General features: G+C 71.3%; 16 protein-coding genes. 11 read left to right on the forward strand and 5 right to left on the reverse strand.

Annotated features, from left to right (window positions below; all coding sequences use genetic code 11):
* The first annotated feature begins 4 nt into the window (after positions 1–4).
* The 3 genes from LZ604_RS20755 (at position 5) to LZ604_RS20765 (ending at position 3100) form a co-directional block, all read left to right on the forward strand.
* Positions 5–460: a PH domain-containing protein gene (locus LZ604_RS20755; protein ID WP_234516913.1), complete on the forward strand. Its 456-nt coding sequence runs from the start codon at positions 5–7 to the stop codon at positions 458–460.
* Between the two features lie 235 nt (positions 461–695).
* The gene (locus LZ604_RS20760; protein ID WP_234516914.1) at positions 696–2033 is read left to right on the forward strand and encodes a hemolysin family protein; all 1338 of its coding nucleotides are present in this window, start codon (positions 696–698) and stop codon (positions 2031–2033) included.
* Entirely contained in the window at positions 2030–3100 is a 1071-nt protein-coding gene (locus LZ604_RS20765) for a hemolysin family protein (protein WP_234516915.1), read from the forward strand. Before LZ604_RS20760 ends, LZ604_RS20765 begins: the two co-directional genes overlap by 4 nt.
* 56 nt (positions 3101–3156) lie before the next feature.
* Here LZ604_RS20765 and LZ604_RS20770 read toward each other — a convergent pair whose 3' ends face one another.
* Entirely contained in the window at positions 3157–5016 is a 1860-nt protein-coding gene (locus LZ604_RS20770; protein ID WP_234516916.1) for an AAA family ATPase, read from the reverse strand.
* A gap of 468 nt (positions 5017–5484) precedes the next feature.
* Positions 5485–6075, reverse strand: coding sequence for a uridine kinase family protein (locus tag LZ604_RS20775; protein WP_372482171.1), 591 nt, complete (start codon positions 6073–6075; stop codon positions 5485–5487).
* Positions 6076–6287: 212 nt separating this feature from the next.
* On the opposite strand from LZ604_RS20775, the gene LZ604_RS20780 reads away from it, so the two are divergent.
* The 5 genes from LZ604_RS20780 (at position 6288) to LZ604_RS20800 (ending at position 11472) form a co-directional block, all read left to right on the forward strand.
* Positions 6288–7244, forward strand: a complete 957-nt coding sequence (locus LZ604_RS20780; protein ID WP_234516917.1) for a hypothetical protein — start codon at positions 6288–6290, stop codon at positions 7242–7244.
* 66 nt (positions 7245–7310) lie between these two features.
* On the forward strand, positions 7311–8834 hold the full coding sequence (locus LZ604_RS20785) for an amino acid permease (protein WP_234516918.1): 1524 nt from the start codon (positions 7311–7313) through the stop codon (positions 8832–8834).
* A 188-nt stretch (positions 8835–9022) separates the two neighbouring features.
* Entirely contained in the window at positions 9023–10384 is a 1362-nt protein-coding gene (locus LZ604_RS20790) for a C39 family peptidase (RefSeq protein ID WP_234516919.1), read from the forward strand.
* Between the two features lie 141 nt (positions 10385–10525).
* Positions 10526–10672 (forward strand): SCO1431 family membrane protein, encoded by a 147-nt coding sequence (locus LZ604_RS20795; protein ID WP_234516920.1) that lies wholly within the window; start codon positions 10526–10528, stop codon positions 10670–10672.
* Between the two features lie 140 nt (positions 10673–10812).
* Positions 10813–11472: a TetR/AcrR family transcriptional regulator gene (locus LZ604_RS20800; RefSeq protein WP_234516921.1), complete on the forward strand. Its 660-nt coding sequence runs from the start codon at positions 10813–10815 to the stop codon at positions 11470–11472.
* Between the two features lie 71 nt (positions 11473–11543).
* On the opposite strand, the gene LZ604_RS20805 is transcribed toward LZ604_RS20800, so the two are convergent.
* A complete protein-coding gene (locus LZ604_RS20805; protein ID WP_234516922.1) occupies positions 11544–12797 on the reverse strand; it encodes a glycoside hydrolase family 18 protein in 1254 nt (417 codons plus the stop codon).
* Between the two features lie 340 nt (positions 12798–13137).
* On the opposite strand from LZ604_RS20805, the gene LZ604_RS20810 reads away from it, so the two are divergent.
* Complete coding sequence (locus tag LZ604_RS20810; RefSeq protein ID WP_234516923.1) at positions 13138–14310, forward strand: acyl-CoA dehydrogenase family protein; 1173 nt, start codon at positions 13138–13140, stop codon at positions 14308–14310.
* Here the strand turns inward: LZ604_RS20810 and LZ604_RS36295 are convergent.
* On the reverse strand, positions 14273–14539 hold the full coding sequence (locus LZ604_RS36295) for a hypothetical protein (RefSeq protein ID WP_372482168.1): 267 nt from the start codon (positions 14537–14539) through the stop codon (positions 14273–14275). The genes LZ604_RS20810 and LZ604_RS36295 overlap by 38 nt on opposite strands.
* Before the next feature lie 189 nt (positions 14540–14728).
* Positions 14729–15157 (reverse strand): hypothetical protein, encoded by a 429-nt coding sequence (locus LZ604_RS20815; RefSeq protein ID WP_234516924.1) that lies wholly within the window; start codon positions 15155–15157, stop codon positions 14729–14731.
* A gap of 267 nt (positions 15158–15424) precedes the next feature.
* Here LZ604_RS20815 and LZ604_RS20820 point away from each other — a divergent pair, with 267 nt between their 5' ends.
* Together LZ604_RS20820 and LZ604_RS20825 are read left to right on the forward strand one after the other, a co-directional pair.
* A complete protein-coding gene (locus LZ604_RS20820; RefSeq protein WP_121888443.1) occupies positions 15425–15865 on the forward strand; it encodes an Lrp/AsnC family transcriptional regulator in 441 nt (146 codons plus the stop codon).
* Positions 15866–15944: 79 nt separating this feature from the next.
* Entirely contained in the window at positions 15945–17561 is a 1617-nt protein-coding gene (locus LZ604_RS20825) for an amidohydrolase (RefSeq protein ID WP_234516925.1), read from the forward strand.
* The last annotated feature ends 120 nt before the right edge of the window (positions 17562–17681 follow it).

The raw sequence follows: 17681 nt of genomic DNA on the forward strand, positions 1-17681 counted from the left end.
ACCGATGCCGGACCTGCCCGCCCTCCCCGTGACCTTCAGGCCCGCCCGCACCCGAGTGGTGCTGGTCACCGCGGGGATCGCCATATTCGCCGTGATCACCACGGTCGGCCTGCTGCTGGAGCCGCTCACCGCCGGCGAACGGCTCAGCTTCATCGTCACGGCGACCCTTCTGTGCGGAGTGCTGCTGCTGCTCTCCCGGCCCAAGGTCGTCGCCGACGAGTCCGGGGTCACCGTCGTCAATATTGCCAGCTCACGCCGCCTCGAGTGGGCGGAGATCCTGCGGGTCAACCTGCGTCCGGGTGATCCCTGGGTGTTCCTCGATCTGAGCGACGGCACCAGCCTGCCCGCCCTCGGCATCCAGCCGGGCATCGCCAGACAGCGGGCGATCCAGGACGCGCGCACGCTGCGCGCGCTCGCCGAGGCCCGCTCCACGGCCGATCCCGAGCGACATCGGGGCTGACTTCGGGGCGCCCGCCCTGACGCGCAAGACGGAATCTTGATTAATCTGGTGTGCAGAGGCGTTTCCGTTGCGCCTTCGCCCCTGAGGTTCCGCCCGGTGCTCAGGGGTTCCTGCTACCCGAGGAGTGACTCCCTCCGGCGATGGACGGATCGTCCTGTAGTACCTGCGCCGCCCCCTGCCGACATAGCGCGGACCGTACCCCCGAGGTCCGCGCCGACGCGGAGGCGGCGGCATCATGACCATCACCCTGCTGCTCCTCGGAGCGGCCTTCCTGCTCATCCTGGCCAACGGATTCTTCGTCGCGGCCGAATTCGGACTGGTCACGGTCGAACGGCCCGACGCCGAGAAGGCCGCGGCCGACGGCGACCGACGGGCCGGTACGGTCGTCGAGTCGCTCAAGGAGCTGTCCTTCCAGCTCTCCGGAACCCAGCTCGGTATCACCATCACCTCGCTCGTCGTGGGCATGCTCGCCGAACCGGCGCTCAGCCGGGTGCTGCGCGGCCCCGTCGGCCTGACCGGCATCCCCGAGGGCGCGGCGGACGGCATCGCCGTCGTCGTCGCCATGCTGCTGGCGTCCGCCGCCCAGATGGTGATCGGCGAGCTCGTACCCAAGAACTGGGCGGTCTCCCGGCCGCTCCAGGTCGCACGCTTCGTCGCGGGCCCGCAGCACCTGTTCTCCCGGCTGTTCCGGCCCGTCATCGCGGCCCTCAACGCGGTCGCCAACCGGCTGGTGCGCGCGCTCGGTGTCGAGCCCGCCGAGGAGCTGGCCTCCGCGCGCACACCCGGGGAGCTGGTGTCCCTGGCCCGGCACTCGGCGCGGGCCGGGGCGCTGGAACAGGACACGGCCGATCTGTTCGTCCGCACGCTCTCGCTGGGCGAGCTGACCGCGCAGCACGTGATGACCCCGCGGGTCAAGGTCAGCGCACTGCAGTCGTCCGCCACGGCGGAGGATGTGGTCAATCTGACCCGGGCCACCGGCCTGTCCCGCTTCCCCGTCTACCGAGAGAAGATCGACGAGGTCGTCGGCATGGCGCACCTCAAGGACGCGCTCGCGGTGCCGGTACACGAACGGCTGCGCACACCCGTGGTCCGCATCGCCCAGACGCCGCTGCTCGTGCCCGAGACACTGCCCGTGCAGCCCCTCCTGGAGCTGCTGCGCAGCCAGCAGCCCATCGCGGTCGTCGTCGACGAGTACGGCGGCACTGCGGGTGTCGTCACCCTCGAGGACATCGTCGAGGAACTCGTCGGCGAGGTACGCGACGAGCACGACCAACACGACCTGCCCGAACTGGCCGTCGCGCCGCCCGAGGACGGGCGCCCCGCCTGGGAGGCCGACGGCAGCTGCCGGGTGGACACCCTCAAGCGGATAGGACTGGAAGTCCCCGAGGGGCCGTACGAGACGGTCGCGGGACTCGTCGCCGATCTGCTCGGGCGGATCCCGGCGCCCGGGGACCGGGCCGAACTGCCCGGATGGCGGCTCACGGTGCGCCAGGTGGGGCACTACCGCGCCGAGCGGGTCAGACTGGTCAGGCTCGCGGACGTCCCCGCGCCGGCCGCGGAGGCGGTGCGATGAGCCTGCTCCAACTCGTGTTCGCGGCGCTGCTGGTGCTGGCGAACGGGTTCTTCGTCGGCGCCGAGTTCGCGCTCGTGTCGGTGCGGCGCAGCCAGATCGAGCCGCTCGGGACCGCACGGGCCCGGCAGGTGCTCTACGGCCTCGAGCGGCTTCCGCAGATGATGGCCGCGGCCCAGTTCGGCATCACCGTCTGCTCACTGACGCTGGGCGCGGTCGCCGAGCCGACGATGGCACATCTGCTTGAACCGGTGTTCGAGGCGGCACATCTCCCGGACGGGATGGTCCATCCGCTCGGGTATGTGATCGCGCTCGCCGCCGTCGTCTTCTTCCACCTGGTGATCGGCGAGATGGTGCCGAAGAACCTGGCGATGGCGGCGCCGGAGAAGGCCGCGCTGTGGCTGAGCCCGGGGCTGGTGGCGTTCGCGCGCCTGTGCCGGCCGGTGACGGTCGCGCTGAGCGCCTGCGCCCGGGTGATCCTCACGCTTTTCCGGGTGGAGCCGAAGGACGAGGTCGAGGCCGTCTTCACCAGCGAGCAGCTCAACCAGCTGGTGGAGGACTCCGGCCAGGCGGGACTGCTCGACCCCGAGGAGCAGGAGCGCCTGGAGGATGCGCTGGAGCTGGGCTCACGCCCGGTGACCGATGTGCTCCTCGATCCGGCCCTGCTGGTCACCGTGGAGCCCACGGTGACCCCCGGACAGGTGGTGGCGCTCACCGCGCGCACCGGGTACTCCCGTTTCCCGGTGGTCGCACAGAACGGCGGCTTCATGGGGTACCTCCACGTCAAGGACGTCCTCGACCTGGAGGACTCCGAGCGGGCGGTGCCGCAGCGGCTCTGGCGCCCGATGACCACGCTCGCCGCGGAGCTGCCGCTCGACGACGCCCTCACGGTGATGCGCCGGGCCGCCACCCACCTTGCCCAGGTGGCCGACGGATCCGGCCGGGTGCTCGGCCTGGTCGCCCTGGAGGATGTGCTGGAACTGCTGGTGGGCGAGGTCAGGGACCCGGCCCACCGCGAGGTCCCGCCCCAGCCGCGCATGCCGGAGGAGAGGGAAGCGGTGCCGAGCTGACCGAAGAGGGGTTCCACCCGCGCCCCCGCGGGCGCGGGTGGAACGCCCGATCAAGGTCAGAGGCCCGAGGGATCCTGAGGCCCCCGGCCCGACAGGACCTCGCCGTAAGCCTGCATCAGGTCCGGCAGCCGCAAAGTCGACAAATCGTCTCGGTTCGGTGTCCCCGGATACCCGATCAGCCGCAGATCCCGGTACGCACAGCTCTTCTCGTACAGCGTCCGCAGGAACCGCCCGTTGCCGAGCTCGTCGATCCACCCCTGGTCCACCACATGACCGGCGATGGAGCGCAGCTCCTCGAGTGCCTCCTCGTCCCAGACGTCGCCGTTCTCGGCGGCCAGGACCTCGCCGATCGCCGTCAGCTCCAGGGGGCGGTACGAGGGGAAGTCGACCCGTGTCGTGAAGCGGGAGGACAGGCCGGGATTGGCGGCCAGGAGGCGGTCCATGCCCTCGGGGTAGCCGGCGAGGATCACCACCAGGTGATCGCGGTTGTCCTCGGCGCGCTTCAGCAGCACCTGCAGGGCCTCGTCGCCGTACGCGTCGCCCTTGCCGTAGCCCGAGTTGGACAGCGAGTACGCCTCGTCCACGAACAGTACGCCGCCGATCGCCGAGTCGATCAGTTCATTGGCCTTCACCGCGGTCTGGCCCAGGTACTCGCCGACCAGGTCCGCCCGCTGGGCCTCCACGAGGTGGTCGCCGCCGAGCAGGCCGAGCGCGTAGAAGACCCGGCCCAGGATGCGCGCCACCGTGGTCTTGCCGGTGCCCGACGGACCCGAGAAGACGAAGTGGCGTTTGGGGGGCTGCACGGGTAAGCCCTGGCCGGCCCGTAGCCGCGCCATGTTCAACTGCGCCGACAGGGCCTTGACCTGGCGCTTGACCGGCTCCAGGCCGACCATCCGCTCCAGCTCGGCCAGTGCCTCCTCCAGCAGCGCCGGATCGGTCGGGCCCGTCGGCAGCGGCGGCGCGGGGACCGTGGCCTTCTCCCGTACGAGATCGCTCTGCGCCGGCAGCGGGCCCGTGGGCGGGAGGTCCGGTTCGGACAGCTTCACTTCCCGGCTCTCGGTGCCGAAGAGCGGATCGAGACCGTCCGGCCCATCCAGCAGGTCGCCGCCCCCGCCGAGGGCCACCGCGGTGAGGTCGGCCGACTCGTCGTAGCCGTCGCCCTCGGCGATCGCGGCGAGCCGCGCGGAGGTGTCCATGAACGCGGGGTCGATCCGGTGGACCGCCCGGTACAGGGGCAGGGCGGCCGCCGAACGCCCCGTGCCCTCGTGGGCCCGGGCCAGCCAGTACCGCAGCTCCTTGCGCTGCGGCTGCTCGCTGCGGCAGCGCATCAGCGCGGCGGACAGCAGCGGCTCGGCCTGTCCGTACATCTCCAGGCGGACCCGGGCCATCCCGCCGAACAGTCCGGCCTCGATGCCCAGCATGGGGTCGTCGATCAGCGGATCGGTGTGCCGGACGAGCTGCTCCCAGTCCTTGACGAGGTAGGCACGACAGGCGTGCAGAAAGCGGACCTGGGGGTCGGTGTCGACGGGCGGCAGCCCCGCGAGCGCCCGGTCCAGCTCGGGGACGTGGCGGCCGTCCAGCCAGTGCGAGGCGTGCGCGAGCAGCAGGTCTCGCGGGCTCTCCAGCACCGGCTGCACCCACCAGCCCAGCCAGTACCAGGAGTTCAGGGTCCGCCGATGCCGTGCGCGCTGCTCCCCGAAGCGGTCGCGGTGGCGGAACATCCGCAGCAGCGCGGTCGTGGTGTCGACGCGCAGCGCGTGCAGCCCGAGCCAGCCGTCGGCCATTCCGGGGTCCATCCGGACCGCCGCGCGGAACTCCTCCTCCGCCTGCGGATAGGCGCCCATGGTGTAGGCGTCGACGCCTCGCAGCCAGGCGAGGTCGGCCGGGGCCTCGGGGCCCCGCGTGCCGAAATCCATCACGTCCCCCACATACCGTGCCCCCGTGGTTCACCGCCGGGCCCGTGCCCGCCGGCCGCCTTGCTGGAACTGCTGTGCCGCGGACCGGAGTTGGACCGCCGCGCGAGGCAGCGGTCCGAAGGTCGCACCGAGAGGCATCGTACCTGCGGGGGAGTGGCGCACCGAAGGGTGCCGCACGAGCCGTTCGACGAGGTGGGGCGGACGGGGCGCCACGCGCATGGTGACCGAGCGTGAACGGATCACGCCTCGCGACGGCGGAGAGAGGGGGTTCGAGGCAGAACGAAGCCCCCGATCACGGGGGAACAACCGGGGGCCTCGCGTTTCTGGGGGCGGCTTCGAAACCGCACATTGAGAACGTAAGTCCTGTCCCGCCCCCGGGTCAAGCCGACGTGGTGCAGTCAAAGAAGTTCGCCCGCAAGGGTCTTCACAAGTTCAGCACAACGACGCGGTTCCGTCACTGAGGGTGATCTACTGGTCCGGATCAGGGGACACGGCGGGCCCTCGCAGCACCTGATAACCCATCGGCCCCTGTTGCACCAGGAGATCGGCGAACGGTCGCGAGGGGTCCTCGGCGAAATGCCGCCGCTCCGCCGGGACCCATCCCGCCCAGAACGCACTCTGCCCCTCGCCGTCCCGGGACCGCCCGCGCTCCCAGGCCTCCTCGCGCGGTGTCTCCATCCACAGCAGCCCTGCCAGGTGGGGGCGCAGTGCGCGGCGTCCGGCGCCGACCCCCTCGACGAGGACCACCTCGGCGGGCGGCAGCGAGCGGGTGGAGCCGAAGCTCCGCGTGTGCCACTCGTAGGGCCGGTAGCGGGCGGTCTCGCCCCGGCCCAGTGGCGTGATCACCTCGCGCAGCAGCCGGTCCGTCCAGGTGAACAGCTCCTCGTGGGTGGCGATGTCGTCGAGGTGCAGCACCGGCGCGCCACCGAGCGCGGCCGCCAACTGTCCGGTGAACGTGGACTTCCCGGAGCCGGCGTGCCCGTCGACACCGATGAGGCGGACGGGGCCGCAGGACGGCGGCAGCCGCAGCAGACGGGAGGCGAGCGTGTGAATGGCGATTCCTGGACGTGAAGGGGTGCGGGCTTTTTCCGGATGAGCATTTTACGTGAGCGCACAGGGGGCGGGTCCGGAATGTGGTGCCACATTGAACTGTTCACGGCTCAATCATCAGTGCTGTCCAGGAGGCGGGAAGCGGCATTCCGGTTGTGCCGCATGGTGAGTAAGGTGCTGGTGCGCAACCGCCGGTGTCGTACGGGGACGGACAGGGGAGCATGGCCGCGGGGTTATTCGCAGGGCAGTATGTGTGGCATCCGGCGGCCGACGACCGTGAACTGGCGAGCGTATGCGTGGAAGTGCGGGCCGGCCGCTATCTGGGCGCCCACGAACTGCTCGCCGAGACCCGCGACGACCTCGGGCTGCGCGCCCACCGCTCCCTGGTCCTCGCCTCGGAGGCCGCCGACTCCGACCTGGCCGAGCGCTGGCTCGCCGAGGAGCCCGGCCCCGAGGCCTCGCTGCTGTGGGCGCGCGTCGCCGTCCTGCGGGCGCTGCGCGCCGCGGACGCCCGCGACGAGCGGGCCCGCCCCCTGGAGCGCATCGCGCTGAATGCGTGCGCCCGTGCCACCGTCATGGCGCCGCGCGACCCCACTCCCTGGGTGGCCAGGCTGGCGCTCACGCGTCTGCACGAGATCCGCGAACCCGCACCGCAGGGGCTGCTCACCGCGCCGCCGGGTCCCTGGCAGCTGTTCTCGCACATCCTGCGGCTCGACCCCTTCCACCGCGAGGGCCACCACCGATTCCTCGCCTACTTCTTCAGCCGTCACCGCGGCTCGGCGAACGCCGCCTGGGACGTCGCCGCCTTTCTCAGCCAGCGGGCACCCGTCACCTCGCCCCTGCGGCTGCTGCCGCTGGTCGCGCTCGTGGAGAGCTACAACCCGGCGCAGTCGCTCGCCGACCGCGTCTGGGAACAACCCCAGTGGCGCTCCGCCGCGCTCGCGATCTACCAGAACTGGCTGCCGGAGGTCTCCGGTTACCGCTTCACGCCGGTGCTTGACCTCGCCTACCTCGCGCACGCGCTGGTCATGGCCCAGTGTGCGTTCGAGGCGCGCGCCGTCCTGGTGGCCATGGGGCCCTATGCCTCCCGTATGCCGTGGAGCGTGTTCGGCGACCCCGAGGAACAGCTCTCGAGAGCCCGCCGCGCCTGCGGACTGCCCGTGCCGGGAGCTGCCTGACCCCGTCTCTCCACCCGACCCTCAACCCCCACACAGAAAGGTCCGGTTGTGTCAGAACGGATGTCGATGCCCCGTACGAGACGGCGTGCCGGCCGGGACCCCGTCGCGATCGACGACGACGCCACCCTGCACGCGATGGGATATCCGCGGAAACTCACCCGGAGGTTTCAGGCCTTCGACAATTTCGCCATATCCTTCACCATCATCAACATTATCTCCGGAATTTTCTCGTCGTTCGGCTTCGGAATGAACGCGGGTGGCCCGCGTGTTCTCGTCTTCGGCTGGATCGGCGTCTCCGTCATGGTGCTTTTCGTCGGTGCCGCGATGGCGGAGGTCGCTTCCGCCTATCCGACGAGCGGAGCCCTGTATTTCTCCGCGGGAAAGCTCGCCCGACGGCATAAGGGCGCCTGGTCCTGGTTCACCGGCTGGCTCAACTTCGTGGGCCAGGTGGGCGGCACCGCGGCCACCGGATACGCGGCCGCCACGTTCGTCCAGGCGTTCCTCGCCCTGCAGTGGACCTCCTACCGGCCGACCGCGCACCAGACCGTGCTGATCACCGCGCTGATCATCGTGCTCCAGGGGCTGGCCAACACCTACACCGTGCGTCTCGTCGCCGTCCTCAACCGGATCTCCGTGTGGTGGCTGCTGATCGGGCTCGTGGTGATCGTGGGCGCACTGGTCGTCGGCCCGGACGAGCACCGGTCGGCGTCCTTCGTGACGCATTTCGTGAACAACACCGGTTTCACCAGCGGGCTCTACGGAGGCATGCTCGGCCTGCTCGTCACCAGCTGGACCTTCACCGGCTTCGACGGCAGCTTCCACATGTCCGAGGAAACGGTCCGGGCGACGGTGAACGCGCCCCGGGGTATCACCCGCGCCATCGCCTGGTCGGCGGCCACCGGACTCGTTCTCATGCTGGCCCTGGTGTACAGCATCGGCGACTACACCAAGGTGGCCGGCTCCGCGGCGCCGCCCGTGCAGATCCTCATCGACGGGCTGGGCACGGGTGGGGCGAAGGCACTGCTGCTGATCGTCATCGGCGCCATGCTGTTCTGTGGCCTGGCCAACCTGACCAGCAACACGCGGCAGATCTTCGCCTTCTCCCGGGACGGCGCGATGCCGGGTTCCCGCTGGTGGCACTCGGTCTCGCCGCGCACCCGTACGCCGGTCAAGGCGGTATGGCTCGCGGTCGTCTGCTCGCTCGCCCTGGTGCTGCCCGGCTGGTGGTCCCACACCGCCTTCACCGCGATCGTCAGCGTCAACGTAGTGGGCCTCTTCCTCGCCTACGCCGTGCCGATCTTCCTGCGGCTCCGGCTCGGCGCCGACTTCAGCCCCGGTCCCTGGCACCTCGGACGCTGGAGCCGGCCCATCGGGGTGGTCGCCGTCATCTGGGTCCTGCTCAGCAGCGCGCTGTTCATGCTGCCCCAGGCGTCGCCGATCACCGTCGACTCCTTCAACTACGCACCGATCGCCCTGGCCGTGGTGCTGGTCGTGGCCACGGTGTGGTGGTTCGCCACCGCGCGCCGCCGCTTCCAGGGGCCGGTCAGCTACGGCCGCCCGGACGAGGTGGCGGCGATGGACCTCGTCTGAGGGGCCACCGTGCCCGCCGCCGCGTCCTCGCCGGGCGCGGCGGCCCCCGGGTCCTGCCAGTGGTCGGGACCAATAGTGGTGGACACGCCGACGGCCCAAGCGGTGGCGGACTCCCCGGACGACCGCCATAGTTGGCGCAGACCGTGCGTCCGAACACCGCTTCAGGGACATCTGGGGGTCACCCACCGATGAGCAGAGCTTCCGAGCCGTCCCGCAGAACCGTCCTGGCCGCGGCGGTCGCCGCGGCCACGGCGACCGGGGCGGTCGCGGGCCCGGCGGCCGCGGCCACCCCGGCCGCCGGACCGGCGCAGGAATCCCCGCGTACCGTGGACTACCGCGCCTGGACCTCGTACTCCGACTGGCTCGGCGGCAGCGGCCAGGGTGTCCGGGCCCTCGCCGGCGCACGCCCCGCAGTGGCCATCGGCACCCCGGCCGGCCGTACCGACTACACCGACCCGCACACCGGGAAGACCGCGAGCTGGGAGTACGCCACCTGGACCTCCCCCGTGCACCGGCTGTCCGTCCCGTCCACCGAGGCCATCGCCTCCTGGAACGCGCACACCCCGGCGGGCACCTGGCTGCAGGTCGAGCTGCAGGGCACCTACTCCGACGGCACGGACACCCCCTGGTACGTGATGGGCCGCTGGGCGGCCGGAGACCGGGACATCCGGCGGACCTCCGTCGACGGCCAGACCGACGGCAAGAGCACTGTCTCGACCGACACCTGCGCCCTCGCCGACGCCGCCTCGGGCCTGCGCCTGGTGTCGTACCGGCTGCGCCTGACCCTCTACCGCACTCCTGGCAGCCGGCTCACCCCGACCGTGTGGCGGCTGGGCGCCATGGGCTCCGACATCCCGGACCGCTTCACCGTCCCCGCCTCCGCCCCGGGACTCGTCCGGGAGCTGACCGTCCCGCGCTACTCGCAGGAGATCCACAAGGGCCAGTACCCCGAGTACGACAACGGCGGCGAGGCGTGGTGCAGCCCCACCTCCTCGCAGATGATCATCGAGTACTGGGGGCGGCGGCTCACCCCCGGGCAGCTGTCCTGGGTCGACCCCTCGTACGCCGATCCCCAGGTCTGCCACGCGGCCCGCTCCACCTACGACTACCAGTACCAGGGCTGCGGCAACTGGCCCTTCAACGCGGCCTACGCGGCCACGTTCGAGGACCTCCAGGGCGTCGTCACCCGGCTCTCCTCGCTCACCGACCTGGAGCGGCTGATCGCGGCGGGGATCCCCGCCATCACGTCCCAGTCGTTCCTCGAGAAGGAGCTGACCGGGGCCGGGTACGGCACCTCCGGCCATCTGATGACCGTGATCGGTTTCACCGCCGGGGGCGACGTGATCGCCAACGACCCGGCCTCGCCCGACGACGATGCGGTGCGGCGGGTCTACAAGCGGCGGGAATTCGAGAACATCTGGCTCAGGACCAAGCGGTACAACGCGTCCGGCAAGGTCGTCTCCGGCAGCGGAGGGGTGTGCTACCTGTACTTCCCGGCGCACCCGACGGCCCCGCAGCGTACGGCGCTCGCGGCGGTGGGTGTGCGCTGACCGGTCTCGCGGTGATCTCGGGCCCCGGGAGGCCGGGGGCCTCGCCGTGTGACCAAGCTCTCCGCCGCGCCGGCGCCTGCGGGTGGCAAGGTGGACACATCGGGGGGAGTCCACCGCACGGCCCAAGACCAGCGAGCTGCCATGACCTCCGCATCCGCCACCGCCGCCCGACTCCGCGCCCGCACGGGCGGCCCCAGAGACGACGGCCCGAAGATCGTCGAGCACATAGCGGGCTGGGTCCTCGTGGTGGTTCTCGCGATGCTCGTCACGCAGCTCGGTCTGCTGTGACGCGGGCACTCCGTTATTCCTGAACCGGAGCGCGCTTTCCGAACGGCCTTCCACGAGGTCGATCAGGCTCGAACGTGCCACGCGAGTCGTTCTGCAATACTGCGGATGTCCCCGCTGGCAGTTGGAGGCTTGGGTCGAAATTGAATAACAGTCAACAGCGAGGGGCCGCGCGCCCTCGGGCGCGCGGCACCGATCGCTCTCTGGCGCGCCGCGCCGAACTGATCGCCATCGGGCGGAAGTTATTCTCCGACACCTCGTACGACGCGTTGTCCATGGACGACATCGCACGCCATGCCCATGTGGCCAAAGGGCTGATCTATTACTACTTCAAATCGAAGCGCGGCTATTACCTGGCCATTGTCGAGGATTCGGTGGCCCATCTGGTGACCCTGGCGGCCGGCGGCCTGGAACTGCCCCCGGTGGAGCGGGTGCACCGCACCGTCGACAGCTATCTGCGGTATGCCGAGAACAACCAGGCGGCCTATCGCACCATCGTGAGCGGCGGGGTGGGCTTCGACGCCCAGGTGCACGCCATCCGGGACGGGGTGCGCGAGGCAATCGTCACCACCATCGCCGAAGGGGCGTACGGCCGACGTGAGATCGCCCCGCTGGTGCGCATGGGCCTGCTCGGCTGGGTGTGCAGCGTGGAGGCCGCGACCCTCGACTGGATCGACCGGCCCGAGCTGTCCCGCGACACCATGCGCGAACTGCTCGTGAAGACCCTCGGTGGCACCCTGCGCGCCATCGAGGAGCTGGAACCCGCCTACGCGGCCCCGCCGCCCGCTCGCCGGGACATCTGACGGCACACCGGGGCGGGAGCCGCCGCGACTCCCGCCCGGTGCCCTGCCCACGTGGCCGGCGACATGTTGCGTCAGCTGATCGCCTTGATCAGCTCTCCGCTCGCGGTGTCGCCGCTCAGCTCCCAGAAGAAGGTGCCGCCCAGACCCTGCCGGTTCTTGTAGGCCATCTTGGCCGTGATGGTCGACGGGGTGTCGTAACTCCACCAGTTGCTGCCGCACTTGGCGTACGCGGTGCCGCCCACCGTGCCGGTCGCCGGGCATGTGGTCTTGAGCACCTTGTAGTCGTCGATGCCCTGCTCGTACGTGCCCGCCGCCGGCCCGGTGGCCGTTCCGCCGGGCGCCGCCTGGGTGACACCGGTCCAGCCGCGCCCGTAGAAACCGATGCCGAGCAGCAGCTTCGAGGCCGGGATGCCGAGCCCCTTGAGCTTGGCGATGGTGGCGGACGTGTGGAAGCCGGCCTTCGGGATGCCGGGATAGGAGGTCAGCGGCGAGTGCGGGGCCGTGGGGCCGGCCGAGTCCCAGGCGCCGAAGTAGTCGTACGTCATGGGGTCGTACCAGTCGACGTACGGCGCCGCTCCCGCGTAGTCCGCCGCGTCGATCTTGCCGCCGTTCGTGGCGTCGGCGGTGATAGCCGCCGTGACCAGCGAGCCGGAGCCGAACTTCGACCGCAGCGCCGCCATCAGGTTTCTGAACGCCGCCCGGCCGCTGGTGTCGCAGGTGTTGCCGCAGGCGTTCGGGTACTCCCAGTCGATGTCGATGCCGTCGAAGACGTGCGCCCATTTGGAGTTCTTCACCAGGTCGTAGCAGGACTGGGCGAACGCCGCGGGGTTCTTCGCGGCCTCGCCGAAGCCGCTGGACCAGGTCCAGCCGCCGAACGACCAGAGGATCTTGAGGTTCGGGTGCTTCTTCTTCAGCTTCAGCAACTGGTTGAAGTTGCCCCGCAACGGCTGGTCCCAGGTGTCGGCGACGCCGTCCACCGACTCGGCCGCGGTGTAGGCGCGGTCGGTGGCGGCGTAGGAGTCGCCCATGGCGCACCTGCCGCCGGTGACGTTGCCGAAGGCGTAGTCGAGGTGAGTGAGCTTCGCCGCCGACCCGGAGGTCTCGATGTTCCTGACGAAGTACTTGCGGTCGTAGGTGCCCCATTCGGTGAAGTAGCCGACGACCTTGGAGCCGGCCGTGACGGCCGCGGTCTGCTGGGCGGGCCGCGCCTCGGTGGCGGTCGCGGTGCCCGCGTCCGCGAGCAGTCCGGCCGCGAGGACGGCGCTGCACGCGGCGGACAGGAGCGCCCGCAGGGGGAGGGCGCGGGAGCGGTGCGAGGTGAGCATCGTGTCTCCTCCGTGGGGGAGAGGGGAACGCGCGCTGACTGAACGCGTGCCGATTGGCATGAACGCGGTGAAGCGATCGGTCCGACACGGTAGGAGGACTAGACCAGTGAGTCAATGGTTCGGACCAATTCCGGACCGCGGATTTTCTCTGGAGCAAACGCTCGTTAACTGGTGACTACATGCCTCCGATCGGGCATACTCCAAGCGCCACAACCGCTGGTCAGCCGCCCTCCGCAACCCGGAGCGGCGAGCATCGGCCAGGCCCAGTGAGACCCGGCGGAGCTGCCCCACCCAAGGCGCGCATCCGTCGATGTTCCCGAAAAGGGAGGAGAGCGTCGCCATGCCCGACCGCGCCCCGCAGCCGGTGGACCGTCAACTGCCCACGGACGAGGCCCGGGATCTGATCTCGCTCGTCCGTGACATCGCGCAGCGTGAGATCGCACCGAAGGCGGCGGAGGAGGAGTACGCCGGACACTTCCCGCGCGAGGTCTTCCGCCTGCTCTCCGCATCCGGACTTCTCGGGCTGCCCTACGCCTCCGAGTACGGCGGCGGTGACCAGCCGTACGAGGTCTACCTCCAGGTCCTCGAGGAGCTGGCCGCGGCCCGCCTCACCGTGGGTCTCGGCGTCAGCGTCCACACCCTCGCCTGCCACGCCCTCGCGCACTACGGCACCAAGGAGCAGCAGGCCGAGCATCTGCCGGGCATGCTCGGCGGCGGTCTGCTGGGCGCCTACTGCCTCTCCGAGGCGTCCTCCGGATCGGATGCGGCCTCATTGCGCACGAGGGCCCGCCGTGACGGCGACGACTGGGTGATCAGCGGCACCAAGGCGTGGATCACGCACGGCGGGATCGCCGACTTCTACACCGTGATGGCGCGCACCGGCGTGGAGGGGCCGCGCGGTATCACCGCCTTCCTCGTCCGCGGCGACGCCGACGGGCTGAGCGGTGTGACGCCCGAGAAGAAGATGGGCATGACGGGATCGCCCACCGCCCAGGTCCACTTCGACGGGGTGCGGGTGCCCGACGAGCGGCGCCTCGGCGAGGAGGGCCAGGGCTTCTCGATCGCGCTGTCCGCGCTCGACTCCGGACGGCTCGGCATCGCCGCCTGCGCGATCGGCCTGGCCCAGGCGGCCCTCGACGAGGCCGTCGGATACGCGACCGAGCGTCTGCAGTTCGGGCGGCCGATCTCGGACTTCGAGGGCTTGCGTTTCATGCTCGCCGACATGGCGACGCAGATCGAGGCGGGCCGGGCGCTGTACCTGGCGGCGGCGCGGCTGCGTGACGCCGGCCTGCCCTTCGCGAAGCAGGCGGCCATGGCGAAGCTGCACTGCACCGACACCGCGATGAAGGTGACCACCGACGCCGTCCAGGTGCTCGGCGGGTACGGCTACACCGCCGACTTCCCGGTCGAGCGCTATATGCGCGAGGCCAAGGCGCTGCAGATCGTCGAGGGGACCAACCAGATCCAGCGGATGGTCATCGCCCGTCACCTCGTGGGTCCCGAGACCCGCTGAACGGGTCCTGGCCCGCCGCGCGCCGGCCCGGACCGGCCGGGGGCGCGGCGAGCCGCACCCATTCCGGGTCGTGGCGCCCCGGCAGCGTGCGCCCGCGGTCGGCCCAGGTCCGCATGAGCGCCCGGTAGATGGGCGGATCCGGGGGCTGGGGAGGCGGCGGGAGCAGTGCCCCCGACGCCGGTACGAACACCGGTCGCCGACGGCCGGTCGCCGATTGTGTGGCGGTCATGCATGGGGAACGCCAGGGCCTGTGCGCGGGTCACCGGCCCCGGTAATCGAGCGTGAGTTCCCGGGGGGCCCGGACGGGGGTACGGTGTGCGCCTTCACCTGATGCCGCGTCCGTTCACGCGGTGTTCCGGCCGTGTCGGTTGCGACCGGCCGGAGCTGATCTGCGGTCAGCCGGCTGACGAGGTGGGGATCAGGCCGCCTGACGAGGCATCAACGGCATGCGCATCGGGCGCGAGGCCGGGCCGCCGACATGCGAGAACGGCTGCATCCGCCAGTCGAGCCCCTGAGGGAGCGTCAACAGCAGGGCGGCGTCCTGCTCCTGGGGCTCCACGGACTCGTCCGCGGGCCGGGCTTCGGCCGCCGCGCGGCCCGTACCGGCACAGACCGTGAGCCCGAACGGGTTCCATGGCGAGGCGCACAGCGCGTGCTCGGGCAGGATCTCCTCGTCCGCGAGGAGCGCGATGGGCTGCGCGCAGTCCGGGCAGATCACCCGGTACATCTCGAAGGTGTCGTAGGCGTCGAACTCGTCGTCGACGGGTTCGACGCCCTCCGGCTCGGGCTCGACGACCGGCTGCTGCCGCTTGGACGTGCTGCGGCCAGGGCGCTTCAGACTCTGCATGGGAACTCCCCCTCGGGCTGGGCCGGCAAGGCACCGCGGCCTCGACCACAGCAAGCACTTCCCGCCCCGTCTCGGCGGTAATCGCGAGGACATCACGAAGCCGGTCGGGGCGCTGTGGCGTTCGTCACATGCCGTCCGCAGGTGCCGTGTGCGGCGGCCGTCTGCCGCGGACGGTTCCCCGGGAGCCTTCGCCAACATCACGAACCGGGTGTGACCTGCGCCGCCGAGGTATCCGCGGAGATTGACCGCACGGTAGGTTCTAGCGGCATGGAGGAGCTGGACCGACAGATCGTGCAGCTGCTCGTCAAGGACGGGCGGATGAGCTACACCGACCTGGGCAAGGCCACGGGCCTGTCCACGTCGGCCGTGCACCAGCGGGTGCGCCGGCTGGAGCAGCGCGGCGTCATCCGCGGGTACGCCGCGGTCGTCGACCCGGAGGCCGTCGGTCTGCCGATGACCGCCTTCATCTCGGTGAAGCCGTTCGACCCCAGCGCCCCCGACGACATCGCGGACCGCCTGGCGGGCGTCCCGGAGATCGAGGCCTGCCACAGCGTCGCGGGCGACGAGAACTACATCCTCAAGGTCCGCGTGGCCACCCCCCACGAGCTGGAGGAGCTGCTCGCGCGGCTGCGGACGCTCGCGGGCGTGTCGACGCGCACGACGGTGGTCCTCTCCACCCCGTACGAGGCACGGCCGCCCCGGATCTGACGCATCCGGACCCCTCCGCCCGTCGTGTCCGGCCTGACCTGCGTGCCGGGCGGCTCGGGCGAGGCGCGAGACTGTTCCCATGAATGAGCGCACCGCCCCGCAGCGGACCGTCCTGCTGCGCCGAGGAGAAGTCCACAGCCCCGCCGACCCCTTCGCGACGGCCATGGTCGTCGAGCGCGGAAAGATCGCCTGGGTCGGCTCCGAAGGCGCGGCCGACGCCTTCGCGGACGGCGTGGACGAGGTCGTGGACCTGGACGGCGCGCTCGTCACCCCGGCCTTCACCGACGCCCATGTGCACACCACCTCCACCGGCCTCGCGCTCACCGGCCTGGACCTGTCCGGCACGCCCTCCCTGGCAGCCGCACTCGCCCTCGTCCGCGACTTCGCAGCCGCCCGCCCGGGCGACCGTGTGCTGATCGGTCACGGCTGGGACGCCGCCCGCTGGCCCGAGCGGCGGGCCCCGCGCCGGGACGAACTCGACGAGGCAACCGGCGGCCGTCCGCTCTACCTCACCCGCATCGACGTCCACTCCGCCGTCGTCACCACCGCCCTGCTGGACCTGACGCCCGGCGTACGCGACCGGGACGGCTTCAGGGACGGGGAACCGCTCACCCGGGACGCCCACCACGCCGTGCGCGCCGCGGCGTTCGCGGCGGTGACCCCCGCCCAGCGCACCGAGGCCCAGCGGGCCGCCCTCGCGCACGCCGCCTCCCTCGGCATCGGATCGGTCCACGAGTGCGCGGGCCCTGAGATCTCCTCCGAGGAGGACCTCACCGGACTGCTGCGCCTGGCCTCCGGGGAACCCGGACCCCGGGTCGTCGGCTACTGGGCCGAGCAGGACGTGGAGAAGGCGCGTGAGCTGGGTGCGCTCGGTGCCGCCGGCGATCTGTTCGTCGACGGATCCATCGGTTCGCACACGGCGTGCCTGCACGAGCCGTACGCCGACGCGGGGCACACCGGCACCGCCTACCTGGACGCCTCCGCCGTCGCCGCGCACGTCGTCGCCTGTACCGAGACCGGGCTGCAGGCGGGCTTCCACGCCATCGGCGACGCCGCCGTCACCACGGTGGTCGAGGGGGTGCGCGCCGCCGCAGAGAAGGTCGGCCTCGCCCGCGTCCGTGCCGCCCGCCACCGGATCGAGCACGCGGAGATGCTCACCCCCGAGACCGTCGCCGCCTTCGCCGAGCTCGGTCTCACCGCCTCCGTGCAGCCCGCCTTCGACGCGCTGTGGGGCGGCGCGGACGGCATGTACGCGCAGCGCCTCGGTGCCGAGCGGGCGCGGTCGCTGAACCCGTTCGCGACGCTGCTGCGCACCGGCGTCCCCCTGGCCTTCGGCTCCGACAGCCCCGTCACCCCCCTGGACCCCTGGGGCACGGTGCGGGCGGCCGCCTTCCACCGCACCCCCGAGCACCGGATCTCCGTACGCGCCGCGTTCACCGCGCACACGCGCGGCGGCTGGCGGGCGATCGGTCGCGACGACGCCGGGGTGCTGGTCCCGGGCGCGCCCGCGGACTACGCCGTATGGCGCACCGACGCACTGGTCGTGCAGGCTCCCGACGACCGGGTGGCCCGCTGGTCCACCGACCCCCGCTCCGGCACTCCGGGGCTGCCCGATCTGACCCCCGGCACCGACCTCCCCGTCTGCCTGCGCACCGTGGTGGGCGGCCGGACGGTGTTCGTACGGCCGGGCGAGTGATCTGCCGGGGTGGCGTGCTTCCGACCGCCCCCCCGAACCCCGTCGCGCGACCTGCGCATCCTCCCGCCTGACCAGGCGCCGGGCGGAGAAACCGCAGGTCGGGCGGCTGTTGACAGCGAG

Origin of the sequence: Streptomyces glomeratus, assembly GCF_021462825.1 — a bacterium.
Classification (GTDB): domain Bacteria; phylum Actinomycetota; class Actinomycetes; order Streptomycetales; family Streptomycetaceae; genus Streptomyces; species Streptomyces glomeratus.